Here is a 12,786-nt window from a genome sequence, read left to right on the forward strand (position 1 = left end):
GCGATTTGCTGTACGTACATCAGATCATAGCAGAAAAGAGCCCGGAAGGCTTTCCTCCGGGCCTGGATGTGATTATGCGCGTTCGGCCGACTTGGCCCAGAGGTTGATGTCGGCCTCGCGGGCGTAGACGTCGATCTCAGCAAGCTCCTCGGCCGAAAATTCAAGATTATCCAGCGCCTTGGCGCAATCGATAATCTGCGACGAGCGGCTGGCGCCGATCAGCGCCGAGGTCACGCGGCCGCCGCGCAGCACCCAGGCGATCGCCATCTGCGCCAGCGTCTGGCCGCGCTTTTCGGCGATCCCGTTGAGCTTGCGGATATTGTCGATGATCGAAGGGCGGATGAAATCGCGCTTGAGGAAGTGGTTCTGCGCCGCGCGGCTGTCTTCGGGAATGCCGCCGAGATATTTCGTCGACAGCATGCCCTGGGCAAGTGGCGAGAATACGATCGAGCCCATGCCGATCTCATCAAGCGTATCGAGCAGCTTGTCATCCTCGACCCAGCGGTTGAGCATGGAATAGCTCGGCTGGTGGATCAGGCACGGCGTGCCCAAGTCCTTGAGGATCTTTGCGGCTTCACGCGAGCGCTGCGAATTGTACGAGGAGATGCCGACATAGAGCGCCCGGCCGGAGCGGACGATATGGTCAAGCGCGCCGCAGGTCTCTTCCAGCGGCGTTTCCGGATCGAAACGATGCGAATAAAAGATGTCGACATAGTCGAGGCCCATGCGCTTCAGGCTCTGGTCGCAGGAGGCGATCAGATATTTGCGACTGCCCCATTCGCCATAGGGTCCCGGCCACATGTCGTAGCCGGCTTTCGAAGAGATGATCAGCTCGTCGCGGAGCCCTGAAAATTCGGTGCGTAGAATCTCGCCGAAGGCGGTCTCGGCGCTGCCGGGCGGCGGGCCGTAATGTTGGCGAGATCGAAATGGGTGATGCCAAGGTCGAAGGCCGTGCGGCACATGTCGATCTTGCGGTCGTGCGGCGTGTCACCGCCGAAATTGTGCCAGAGGCCGAGGGAGACGGCCGGCAGCTTCAGGCCGGAACGACCCGTGCGATTATATTTCATTTTCGAATAACGGTCTGCGGCCGGTTGCCAGCTCATCTGAATAACTCCTTCAAAGTATCTCTATGATCGTCATGCTCGGCCTTGTGCCGAGCATCTGCCACGCTGCTTGCGGATCCTCGGACCAAGCCCAGGCATGACAGAGCTATTGGAACAAGCGCGCTGAAACGGCAAGCGAACGCGCGAGTTCTTGACGACTTCAAGAGTGCCTGCGATCAATCGATACCGAGCATTCGCCGCCTGGTTTGCAGATCCTCGGCACAAGGCCGAGGATGACGTTCGGAGGGCGTACCTGGCGATCCGCAGACCCCAGGCGTACCCTATCACTTCAACAGCGCCTGCGCCTCTTCGATACCCAGCGCCGCCGGCTGCGTGCAGGTCGTCGTCAGCTCGATGAAACGGCCCTCCTCGCCCGACTTCAGGATCGAGGTCATGACGTCGACGCCGTGCAGCGTGCGGTCGAGCGAGCAGCGCGCGTCGCGGCCTTCGATCAGCGCCATCGCCATGTCGGCAAGGCCGGCGGTGCGGTAGTTGGCGCGCGATCCGTTCGGGCTTTCCTGGTTAATCTTGCCGAACGGATGGTCCCAGGCCTCGAGCGGCTTGATGTCCTTGTCGCGGCCGCTTGCCTCGACGGTGCCGCCGAAGAAGTTCGGATCCGGCACATAGAGCGAGCCGTCGGTGCCGTAGAGCTCCATATTGGCATGGCGATGCGACCACACGTCCCAGCTCGCCGCCAGCGTCACCGTGGCGCCGTTGACGAATTCAAGCAGCGCCTGGATCGTCGTCGGTGTCTTGACCGGGATGACTTCGCCGTGACGCGGTTGGCTGGTGATGGTGCGGGTCGGCGATGCCATCGAGGTGATGGCGCCGACGCGCTTCACCGGGCCGATCAGATTGATCAGGTTGGCGACGTAATAGGGGCCGAGATCGAGGATCGGGCCGCCGCCCGGCAGGAAGAAGAAATCCGGGTTCGGATGCCACATCTCCATGCCGGGGCTCATGACGTAGCAGGCGCCCGAGGTCACCCGGCCAATGCCGCCGTCGTCGATGAACTTGCGGGCGAGCTGATGGGCTCCGCCGAGGAAAGTGTCGGGCGCGCAGCCGACGGCAAGGCTCTTCGCCTTGGCGATGCGGCGAAGCTCCTCGCCCTGCTCCAGCGAAAGCACCAGCGGTTTTTCCGAATAGACATGTTTGCCGGCCTCGAGGATCGCCTTCGACACCGGAAAATGCGCGTCCGGGATCGTCAGGTTGACGACGACGTCGAGCTCGTCATTGGCGAGAAGCGCCTCGATCGTCTGTGCCTTGACGCCATATTCCTTGGCGCGGGCCTCGGCTGCCTGCACGTTGATATCCGCGCAGGCCAGCACCTTCAGCCCCTTGAAGAGCGGTGCGAGCGAGAAGTAGGTGGTGGAGATGTTGCCGCATCCGATGATGCCGACGCCAAGTTCCCTGGTCATGATGTGCCTCAATAAGTCTGGAAGGATGCAATCGAGCGGCTGATGTTGCGGTCGATATCTTTGGGATTGTCGTGTTCGACGACGAAGTGCTTCGCCTTGGTGGCGCGCAGCGCCGCAATCAGCTTGGTCCACTCGACCTTGCCGTGGCCGACATCGGCCCAGCCGTCCTCATCCGTCGCTTCGCCGGCCGGCGCGATGTCCTTGACGTGCACGGCGGTGATGCGCGGTCCGAGCTTCTCGACCCAGGCGAAGGGATCGGCGCCGCCACGGATGACCCAGGCGATGTCGGCTTCCCAGGAAATGTCGGGGGCGCCTTCGAAGATGCGCTCGATCGGCAGCGAGCCGTCAGCCAGCTTGACGAATTCGAAATCGTGATTGTGCCAGCCGAATTCGTAGCCGGCATCCTTGTAGGGCTTGGCGATCTTCTGCAGACGCTTGCCGAAGGCGAGCCAACCGGCTCCGTCCGTAGGGCGCTGGTCGGCGGCCAGATGGGGCGCATAGATCGAATCCATGCCGAGAATCTCCGCGATGTTGAGCGACTTCTGCACTTCCTTCTCCAGGAAATCGGGGCTGAAATGGCCACTCGCCATCACCAGGCCATTCTTGTCGAGCTCGGCGCGAAGGCTGTTCAGGCCGGCATCGTCGAGATCGGCATAGATGCCGCCGAAGCCCTCGACTTCGGCATAACCAGCTTTTCCGAGCTTTTCGAAAATCACAGAATAGGGCTGGAAGTTGCGGGCGCTGTAGAGCTGGTAGCTGAGTTTCGTCATCATGGTCTCCTTGGGCCTCGTGCCCATTCTTGGAAGGATCAATCCGCCGATTGGCAGGAATGCAGGTCGTAGAAGCGGAATTCCGGCAATCTGCCTCGTTCGAGCTGTTGTGCCGGGGTGAAGGTGATGCGGCGGCTCTCGCCTGATGCAAGGTCGAAGGCGTTGTCGGAATATTTGCCGTCCGTCTCGCTCTCGATCATCACGAAGAGCGCAAGTCCCCCGGCGGTGACGTTGATGTCGACGGCGCCGCTCGCCTCGACATATTCGTGGGTAACGGTCAGACCCGAGGGCTCCAGCTCCAGCGCCTTATAGGTGCCGCTGACATAGTGCCCCTCGCCGCCCATGCCGTTCGACGCGGTGAACTGCCAGGCCAGCAGCGTACCCTCGGCAATTTCGGAGACATCGATCGTCGCAGCCGTGACCGCCGCATCCGGCGAACATACGGCCTGCACGTCTTTCAAGTGCTTCCGCTCGCCCTTCATCGTCAGGATCGAGATCGAAAGATCGGCGCTGACATCGGCCAACGTGTCGTTGACAAACGAGAAGCGGATCGTCTTGCCGTCGTCGGAAGGAATGGCGGCGACCGCCACCGGCTGGAAGAAGCGCTTGACGAGGTAGTGCATCGCCTTCCAGCGGCCGCCGTAGTCGAGGCTCGACCAGGAGGCGACCGGCCAGGTGTCATTGAGCTGCCAGTAGATCGTGCCCATGCAATGGGGTTTGAGCGACCGCCAGTATTCCACAGCGGTCTTGATCGCCAGCCCCTGCTGGATCTGGGAGAGATAGACGAAGTTCGGGAAATCCTTGGGGAAGCGGAAATAGCGGAACATCGTGCCGGCGATGCGCTCATTGCCGCCGGCATTCTTCTGGTGCAGCTCCATGACCGGGGAAGCGACGTTCATGTCCTTTTCCTCGGCATAGGTCCTGATGACGGGAAGCGAGGTATAGGACTGGAAGCCGAACTCCGAGCAGAAGCGCGGGCGCACCGAACGGTAATTGTCGAACGACTTGTTCTCGTGCCAGACCGACCAGTAATGCATGTCGCCGGAGCCGTCGGCATGCCAGGCGTCGCCGAAATCGAGATAGCCGGACGCCGGGCTAGACGGCCACCAGAGCGCTCCGGGCAGCGCCTTTTTCACCGCCTGCTCGATGGTGCGGTTGAGGCGATCATAGGAAACGAGATAGCGGTCGCGGTCCTTCCGCGATTCCTCGAACCAGGTCAGCGCCCCCACCAACTCGTTGTCGCCGCACCAGAGCGCGATCGAGGGATGCGAGGAAAGCCGGCGCACCTGGTAATCGACCTCGATCGTCACATTCTCGAGGAAGTCCTCGGTCGAGGGATAGAGGTTGCAGGCGAACATGAAGTCCTGCCAGACCATCAGGCCCAGCCGGTCGCAGAGATCATAGAAATGATCCTGCTCATAGAAGCCGCCGCCCCAGACGCGGATCATGTTCATGTTGGCGGCCTTGGCCGATTGCAGCAGGTCCTCGGTCTTTTCGGGCGAAGACAGCGAATAGAGCGCGTCGGCCGGGATCCAGTTGGCGCCACGGCAGAAGATCTCGCGGCCGTTGACCTTGAAGGCAAAACGGCTGCCAGCCGCGTCCGGCGTGGTGATCAGCTCGATGGAGCGCAGGCCGATCTGCTTGATCACGTCATCCGTCGGCGTTTCGACGGAAAGCCTGTAGAGCGCCTGCTCGCCGCTGCCGGAGGGCCACCAGAGACGCGGATTGTCGATATGGAAGAGATGGTGGACATCCGTCTCGCCCTTGACGCCGACATCGAGACGCACGCGCTCGCCGTCGAGATCGAAATAGACCTGGGCGATGCCGGCATGCTTGGCAAACAGGCTCGCCGTCACCATGAGGTCGACCGAGCCGTCATTATTGTGGGTCTGGCGGGTGACGACATGTTCGATGCGAGCCGTCTCGAGCTTCTTGAGCGCGATCGTACCGTAAAGGCCGAACGGCGCGATCGCGATGTTCCAGTCCCAGCCGAAATGGCATTGCGGCTTGCGCAGCATGTTGCCGTCGGGGATCGGCGAATTGCCGGTGCTGTAGGGAATGTAGAAGGGCTGCTGCTTCTGCCGCGCGGCGCCGACGGCGACATTGGAGGCAAAGACGATGCGGATCGAGTTGTCGCCTGGTTTCAGCATGCTCGACACGTCGGGCCGGTAGCGGCGGAAACTGTTGTCGGCTTCGAGCGCCAGGAAGCCGTTGACGTAGATGCTGGCGACCGTGTCGAGATAGTCGATATCGAGATACCAGTCGCCCTCGACCTCCTGCAGCGTGAAGCTGCGCTCCACCGCCCATTCCCGCTCGGCAACCCACTGCACCTTCTCCTCGTTGCGGCCGAAATAGGGATCTGGGATCAGCTTTGCGCGGTGGAGCGCGGTGTGCACGTCGCCTGGCAGAACGATCGCGGTGCGGATCTCGCCGTCGACGGAGGCAAGCTGCCACGAACCGGAAAGGTCGATGTTGGAGGGGGTCGATTGTTGCGTCACGTTGTCATTTCCGAATTATGATTCTGAAAAGGACGGCGTTTGGTTGCCGTCCGAATGTCCAACCCCAAGCGCCTGCTCCGTGAACGGGCTCCTTCCGCCCGCCCCACTCTCCGTCATCCTCGGGCTTGACCCGAGGATCCAAACCGCTTCCACCAGCAGCGAGCATAGATCCTCGGGTCAAGTCCGCGGATGACGGAGGGTGGGTTAGCGCTCTCGCCAAACTCGCTCTAAAGACGCAACTCGCTCTCGGCATCGAACACCGAGGCGACCGTCATGTCGAAGCTGAGCTTCACCTTGGCGCCGACATTGAAGCGGCGCGCGCCGTTGACACGTACCGACATCGTATGACCGGCATGTTTCAGCCACAGAAGATTGTCCGCGCCCATCGGCTCCTCGATATCGACGGTGGCGTCATGCTCTTCGCCGCCGGTATTCTCGTTGACCTTGATATGCTCGGGGCGAACGCCGAGCACCACCTTGCGGCCGGGCTGCAGCGTCTCGGAGGCGTCGTAGCCGGCGAGCGAGAAATTGACGCCGTTGGCTGTAAACGCGATGCCCTCGCCCACTTTCGTCAATTCGCCGTGCAGGAAATTCATCGACGGCGAGCCGATGAAGCCGGCGACGAAGAGATTGCGCGGCCGGTTGTAGATCGTCGTCGGGTCGTCGAGCTGCTGGATGATGCCGCTCTTCATGATGGCGATGCGGTCGGCGAGCGTCAGTGCCTCGATCTGGTCGTGGGTGACGTAGATCATCGTATTCTCAAGCGACTGGTGCAGGCGCTTGATCTCGACGCGCAGCTCCGAGCGAAGCTTGGCGTCGAGGTTGGACAACGGCTCATCGAACAGGAAGACATCAACATCGCGCACCAGTGCCCGGCCGATCGCCACACGCTGGCGCTGGCCGCCGGAAAGCTCGGCCGGCTTGCGCTTCAGAAGCGGCTGGATCTGCAGGATCTCGGCCGCACGCGCCACGCGCTTGTCGATCTCGGCCTGCGGCACCTTGGCGACGCGAAGGCCGAAGGAGAGGTTCTTTTCAACAGTCATCTGCGGATAGAGCGCATAGGACTGGAACACCATGCCGATGCCGCGGTCCTTCGGCTCTTCCCAGGTAACGTTCTTGCCCTTGATGAAGATCTGCCCTTCCGAGGCGTCGAGCAGGCCGGCGATGCAATTCAGCAAGGTCGACTTGCCGCAGCCGGACGAGCCGAGCAGCACGAGGAATTCGCCGTCGTTGATGTCGAGGTTCAGATCCTTCAGCACGCTGACCGCGCCGAAGTTCAGCGACAGATCCTTGATGGAGACGCTCGCATTGGAGACACTGGAATTCATGTTCATGTGATCACCCCTTCACTGCGCCGGCGGCGATGCCGCGTACGAAAAGCCGCCCGGAGACGAAATAAACGATCAACGGCACCAGGCCGGTCAGGATCGTTGCTGCCATGTTGACGTTGTATTCCTTCACGCCCTGAACGGAATTGACGATGTTGTTGAGCTGCACGGTCATCGGATAGGTATCCGGCCGGGTGAAGACCACGCCGAACAGGAAGTCGTTCCAGATGCCGGTCACCTGCAGGATCATCGCCACAACGAAGATCGGCAGCGACATCGGCAGCATGATCCTCAGGAAGATCTGCCAGAAGCCCGCCCCGTCGACGCGCGCCGCCTTGAACAGTTCCTCCGGCAGCGACACGAAGTAGTTGCGGAAGAGCAGCGTCAGGATCGGCATGCCGAAGATCGAATGGACGATGACGAGGCCGGTCAGCGTACCGTAGATGCCGATTTCGCGCAGGATGATGACGATCGGATAGATCATCACCTGATAGGGAATGAACGCCCCGATGATCAGGATCGAGAAGAAAAGCTCGGATCCCTTGAAGCGCCAGTTTGCCAGCGCATAACCGTTCACCGAAGCAATCGCGATCGAGATGATGACCGACGGCACGGTGATGCGCACCGAATTCCAGAAACCGCGCGACAGGCCATCGCAATTGAGCCCGGTGCAGGCCTGCGCCCAGGCTTTCACCCACGGTTCGAAGGTGATCTCCATCGGCGGCGAAAAGATGTTGCCGAGACGGATTTCCGGCATGCCCTTCAGCGAAGTCACCACCATCACATAGAGCGGCAACAGATAGTAGAGCGCTGCGATGATAAGCGTGCCGTAGAGCATGATGTTGCGCGCCGACACCGCCGGGCGCGGCCTGGGGCCGCTGGGGCCTTCGGCGAGTTTAGGCGCGACGGCGTCGATGCCGGCGGCAGTGGTGTTGAGAGTTCCTACATCAGCCACGCTTGCGCCCTCCACCGAATTCCAGATAGGCCCACGGAACGACAATGATCGCGACTGTGACGAGCATCATGGTCGAGGCGGCAAAGCCCTGCCCCAGGTTCTGCGCCTGGAACATGTAGTCGTAGACATATTTCGCCGGCACTTCCGAGGAGATGCCCGGTCCGCCCGATGTCTGCGCGACCACGAGGTCGTAGACCTTGACGATGCCGGAGGCGATGATGACGATCGTCGTGATGAAGACCGGCCGCATCATCGGGATGACGATGAAGAGATAGGTCCTCCACATCGGAATGCCGTCCACGCGTGCCGCTTTCCAGATGTCCTCGTCGATCCCACGCAGGCCGGCAAGCATCAGGCACATGACGAGACCCGTTCCCTGCCACAGCGCCGCGATCAGAATGCCGTAGATGACGATTTCAGGCGTATAGAGCGGATTGAAGGTGAAACTCGTCCACCCGATCGAGCGCACCACTGCCTGAATGCCGAAATCGGGATTCAGAACCCATTGCCAGACGAGGCCTGTCACGATGAAGGACAGCGCGAAGGGATAGAGAAAGATGGTGCGGAAGGTGTTTTCGAAACGGATCTTCTGGTCCATCAGCGCGGCGAGCATGAAACCGATGACCAGGCTGAAGATCAGCGAGAGGATGCCGTAGACAGCCAGATTCTCGATCGCCGTCACCCAGCGGGGTGCCGCCCAGAGGCGCTGGTATTGATCGAAACCGACAAAGCTCAACCGCGGAAGGAGCTTGGAATTGGTGAAAGAATAAAAGATCGTCCAAAACGTGCCGCCGACAAAGATCACCAGCGCCGTCAGGATCATCGGGATGGACGCAATCTTGGCATTCAGATTGCGCAGCAACTTATTTGGCCGGCCTGCTCGCGCTTGACCCGTCATGAATACTCCTCCTCAAATCGCAACTGCGACCTGTGACGAAACGGCAGGCGCCGCCTGTCGTCCCCACGTCCGAAATCTGCTGAAGATACCGGAGAGACCTCGCTGCCGCCCGGACGACCAAAATCGTCCGGCCGGCAGCGAATCTACCGATCAGTCAGCCGAAGCGATGATCCCGGCGAAACGCTTCTGAGCGTCTTCCGGCGTCATCGACGGATTGGCGAAGAATTCGGAGAAGAGATCTTCCTTCTGCTTCTGGCTGTCGGCCGAAAGCAGCTGGTCGGTGCCTTGGATCACGTTGCCCTTGGCCAGGATGTCTAGACCCTTCTTCATGCAGTCATTGGCGGCGGCGAGATCGACGTCGCCGCGAACCGGCAGTGAGCCCTTCTTCAGGTTGAAAGCAACCTGGGTCTTGGGATCGAGCAGGGTCTTGGCAAGCACAGCCTGCGCCTTGGACTTCTCTTCGTCCTTCAGCAACGGGAAGTAGAAGGCGTCGCCGCCAGTCGAGATGATCTCGTTCACGCCGAGGCCCGGCAGGCAGGTATAGTCGGTACCAGCCTTCTGACCGGCGAGCGCGAACTCACCCTGCGCCCAATCACCCATGATCTGTCCGCCGGCCTTGCCCGTGATGACAAGGTTGGTCGCTTGGTTCCAATCCTGGACGTTGCTGCCCTTGGACATTTTACGAGCATCGTCGGCCGCCTTGAACACCTTGGCGATCTCGGGACCGGCGGCAACTTCCGCATCCTTGTCCTTGAAGACCTTGTTGAAGGTATCCTTGCCGGCGACCGCGACCATCAGCACGTCGAAGGCGCCTGTCGCCTGCCACGGCTGACCGCCGACGGCGAGCGGAATGATGCCGGCCTTTTCGAGAGCCGGAGCGGCAGCGACGAACTCGTCCCAGTTCTTCGGAACCTCGACGCCGGCCTTCTTGAAGGCGGCGTTCGAAAGCCACAACCACTGCCAGGAGTGGATATTGACTGGAGCGCAGTAGATCTTGCCGTCGATCGTGCAGGAATCGAGCAGGCTCGACGGACGAACGATGTCCTTCCAGTGCTCGGCGGTCGCCACGTCGGTCAGGTCGCGCATCAGGCCGGCCTGGACGAGTTCCTCGGCCTGGCGGCCATGGTTGAACTGGGTGGCGCCCATCGGGTCGCCGCCGGTAATGCGGCTGATCATGATCGGACGGGCCGTACCGCCGGAACCGGCGATAGCGCCGTCGACCCAGTGGTTGCCGGTGGCGTCGAATGCCTTTGCCAGCTCGGCGACGGCAGCGGATTCACCACCCGATGTCCACCAGTGCGTGACTTCGAGATCGGTGGCATTGGCGGCGCTGAACGGAAGCGCGACCGAAGCGGCAAGCATGGCCGCCATTATACGGATTTTCATGAGTTCTCCTCCCTCACTGAAACGTTGCCGGAAAAACTTAGATCAATCGATTTCTCCACGCAACTGCCCGCGGGCAAATTTTTCCGGATCGACTGGAATTGCAGCTTCTGCCTGTTTTCAATCGAAGCGCCACACCCTCTTCACCGATAGTCGATCAGCTCTTTTCGCACGTGCGTTTCCGACATATTCAATTGAATAAGTTCGATAATTTTTATTCATTAGCGTCACCGTCCATATTACCCCTTTCGCAGGTGCAGAAAAACGGGGGACGAATCGCCGATTCAACCTAAGCGCACAATGCCGCAATGCACACAAGAAAAAGCACTCGACATTTCTACTGTATCGTTACAGATTTGCCTTTCTTAGGGAGGCGCGATTTTGGCAGGCGGCGGGCTTACGGCGCTTGAAAAAGCCTCTATAAGCGAAACCAATTCGCGCGAGGCAGGCCTACAGGAATGGAAAACAAGGGAAATTTCGGGCAAACGGCATCGGCGCCGGCGACGCGCGAGCGTCCGACATTGAAGACCATCGCCTTCATGACCGGCCTTGGTGTCACGACGGTGTCGCGCGCACTGAAAGATGCGCCCGACATCGGGGCGGAAACCAAGGAGCGGGTGCGCATGGTGGCCCGCCAGCTCGGCTACCAGCCGAACAGAGCGGGCGTGCGCCTGCGCACCGGCAAGACCAATGTCATCGCCCTCGTCCTCAGCATTGACGAGGAGATCATGGGCTTCTCGAGCCAGATGGTCTTCGGCATCTCCGAGGTCCTGTCCGGCACGCCCTATCATATCGTCATCACGCCGCATTCCCACAGCAAGGACCCGATGCTGCCGGTGCGCTATATCCTCGATACCGGCTCGGCCGACGGCGTCATCATCTCGCGCATCGAGCCGGACGATCCGCGCGTGCGGCTCTTGAGCGAGCGCGGCATGCCCTTTGCCACGCATGGGCGCACCGATGCGGGTCTGACGCACCCTTTCCACGATTTCGACAACGAGGCCTTCGCCCATCAGGCGGTGGAAAAGCTCGTCAAGCGCGACCGGCGCCGCATCGCCCTGCTGCAGCCGCCGAGCAAGCTCACCTACTACGCCCATATCCGCATCGGCTTCCAGACCGGACTGCACGATTACGGCGCCGAGGAAGTGCCGCTACGCATCAACACCGACGCCCCGCTCGCCGACATCCGCGACGTCGTCGAGGTGATGATGCGCTCGGCCAACGCGCCTGACGGCATCGTCTGTTCCGCCGGCAGCGCAGCCATCGCCGTCAATGCCGGCATCGAAGCCGCCGGCAAGGCGCTCGGCCGCGACCTCGACATGGTCTCCAAGCAATCGGTACCGATCCTCAACTGGATCCGCCCCGAGATCATCACCGCCCAGGAAGACGTGCGCCAGGCCGGCCGCGAAATGGCCAAGGCTGTCATCGCCCGCATCGACGGCATCGAACCGGAACTGCTGCAGAGCATCAGTCAGCCGACCTGGCCGGAAAGTGGGAGGTAGGCGATGGTGAGAAAGGACATAAGCGGGATGGCAATTGGCGAAGCGACGCCACCATTGAAAACACGTAGGATTAGCGCCCTACCCTTGAGCGCGGCCCCTCAACATCCCTCATCCTGAGGCCCGCAGCCGCAGGGCGGAGCCTCGAAGGACACGCCGCGACGCTGCTTCTTGCATCAACGTTACCGCCACGCCGAGCACCCGCTCGCGCAATGGCTGGAACATACCCTGCCTTGGGATTCGCAAGAACACATCGGCTCGAAAAAACCAAGATTGCCGGCCATTCCATGAGATGTGTCACGGGGGATATCGATAATGCAGCAGAGCGGCGTGCCCTATTTCAGCCAATGGGAAACACCCGGGATGACGCTGCCGGTGCTGGCCGAAGGATCACAGGCCTTGTTCGGCGACCCGCTCTGGCATCAATCGGGCGCCGCGACGATCGAGGAATATGCGCGCTGGGCAGTCAATGTCTGCGGCATGGCCTGCCTGAAGATGATCCTTGCCGCCCGCGGCGAGATCCATCCGACTTTCGAGCTTGCCCGCGCCTGCACGCGTTATGGCGGTTATGTCGTCAACGAGATCGACGCTTCGATCAAGGGGCTGATCTATGCACCCTTCGTCCGCTTCGTCGCCGACCATTTCGGGCTCGGCGCGGAGACGATGACCAATGTCGAGACATCGGCCATTCCGGAGCTTTTGTCGAAGCGCCGCTTCTTCATCGCCTCGGTGCATTCGGCCATCCGGTGGCCGGAGCGCGAACCGCCGTCAAAGGGCGGGCATCTGGTGCTGGTGACGGCCGCCAGCGAGGAGGCGATCCGCTTCCACAATCCCTCCGGCCACGACGCGGCGAGCCAGGCTGATGTCACCCTGCCGCTTGCCGTCTTCGACCGCTTCTTTGCGGGTCGCGGCATTTCGGTAGGTGCCTGACCTT

Annotated in this window: 9 protein-coding genes and 1 pseudogene; 2 read left to right on the forward strand and 8 right to left on the reverse strand. The window is 61.2% G+C overall.

Annotation, left to right across the window (positions count from 1 at the left end):
• Nucleotides 1-72: 72 nt before the first annotated feature.
• The 8 genes and pseudogenes from mgrA to PO860_RS10795 form a co-directional block, all read right to left on the reverse strand.
• Nucleotides 73-1,103: pseudogene (gene mgrA, locus PO860_RS10760) on the reverse strand (L-glyceraldehyde 3-phosphate reductase).
• A 284-nt stretch (nt 1,104-1,387) separates the two neighbouring features.
• Nucleotides 1,388-2,521, reverse strand: coding sequence for a Gfo/Idh/MocA family protein (locus tag PO860_RS10765; RefSeq protein ID WP_275038306.1), 1,134 nt, complete (start codon nt 2,519-2,521; stop codon nt 1,388-1,390).
• Nucleotides 2,522-2,529: 8 nt separating this feature from the next.
• Nucleotides 2,530-3,291 (reverse strand): sugar phosphate isomerase/epimerase family protein, encoded by a 762-nt coding sequence (locus PO860_RS10770; RefSeq protein WP_275038332.1) that lies wholly within the window; start codon nt 3,289-3,291, stop codon nt 2,530-2,532.
• Between the two features lie 38 nt (nt 3,292-3,329).
• Complete coding sequence (locus PO860_RS10775; protein ID WP_275038307.1) at nt 3,330-5,789, reverse strand: beta-mannosidase; 2,460 nt, start codon at nt 5,787-5,789, stop codon at nt 3,330-3,332.
• A gap of 227 nt (nt 5,790-6,016) precedes the next feature.
• Nucleotides 6,017-7,123, reverse strand: a complete 1,107-nt coding sequence (locus tag PO860_RS10780) for an ABC transporter ATP-binding protein (protein WP_275038308.1) — start codon at nt 7,121-7,123, stop codon at nt 6,017-6,019.
• Between the two features lie 4 nt (nt 7,124-7,127).
• A complete protein-coding gene (locus PO860_RS10785) occupies nt 7,128-8,072 on the reverse strand; it encodes a carbohydrate ABC transporter permease (protein ID WP_183607043.1) in 945 nt (314 codons plus the stop codon).
• The gene (locus PO860_RS10790) at nt 8,065-8,970 is read right to left on the reverse strand and encodes a carbohydrate ABC transporter permease (RefSeq protein ID WP_027684376.1); all 906 of its coding nucleotides are present in this window, start codon (nt 8,968-8,970) and stop codon (nt 8,065-8,067) included. Before PO860_RS10790 ends, PO860_RS10785 begins: the two co-directional genes overlap by 8 nt.
• A gap of 150 nt (nt 8,971-9,120) precedes the next feature.
• Nucleotides 9,121-10,356, reverse strand: a complete 1,236-nt coding sequence (locus PO860_RS10795) for an ABC transporter substrate-binding protein (protein ID WP_183607042.1) — start codon at nt 10,354-10,356, stop codon at nt 9,121-9,123.
• Nucleotides 10,357-10,811: 455 nt separating this feature from the next.
• Between PO860_RS10795 and PO860_RS10800 the strand changes: the two genes are divergently transcribed.
• A complete protein-coding gene (locus tag PO860_RS10800) occupies nt 10,812-11,855 on the forward strand; it encodes a LacI family transcriptional regulator (protein ID WP_275038309.1) in 1,044 nt (347 codons plus the stop codon).
• Nucleotides 11,856-12,167: 312 nt separating this feature from the next.
• On the forward strand, nt 12,168-12,782 hold the full coding sequence (locus PO860_RS10805) for a cysteine peptidase family C39 domain-containing protein (RefSeq protein WP_273883837.1): 615 nt from the start codon (nt 12,168-12,170) through the stop codon (nt 12,780-12,782).
• The last annotated feature ends 4 nt before the right edge of the window (nt 12,783-12,786 follow it).

The organism is Rhizobium binxianense (genome assembly GCF_028994275.1).
GTDB lineage: Bacteria > Pseudomonadota > Alphaproteobacteria > Rhizobiales > Rhizobiaceae > Rhizobium > Rhizobium binxianense.

Bases quoted from the DNA above. Each gene is read 5' to 3' on its own strand.
- PO860_RS10765 (WP_275038306.1), bottom strand. From the start codon at position 2,521: ATGACCAGGGAACTTGGCGTCGGCATCATCGGATGCGGCAACATCTCC.
- PO860_RS10770 (WP_275038332.1), bottom strand. From the start codon at position 3,291: ATGACGAAACTCAGCTACCAGCTCTACAGCGCCCGCAACTTCCAGCCC.
- PO860_RS10780 (WP_275038308.1), bottom strand. From the start codon at position 7,123: ATGAACATGAATTCCAGTGTCTCCAATGCGAGCGTCTCCATCAAGGAT.
- PO860_RS10790 (WP_027684376.1), bottom strand. From the start codon at position 8,970: ATGACGGGTCAAGCGCGAGCAGGCCGGCCAAATAAGTTGCTGCGCAAT.
- PO860_RS10795 (WP_183607042.1), bottom strand. From the start codon at position 10,356: ATGAAAATCCGTATAATGGCGGCCATGCTTGCCGCTTCGGTCGCGCTT.
- PO860_RS10800 (WP_275038309.1), top strand. From the start codon at position 10,812: ATGGAAAACAAGGGAAATTTCGGGCAAACGGCATCGGCGCCGGCGACG.
- PO860_RS10805 (WP_273883837.1), top strand. From the start codon at position 12,168: ATGCAGCAGAGCGGCGTGCCCTATTTCAGCCAATGGGAAACACCCGGG.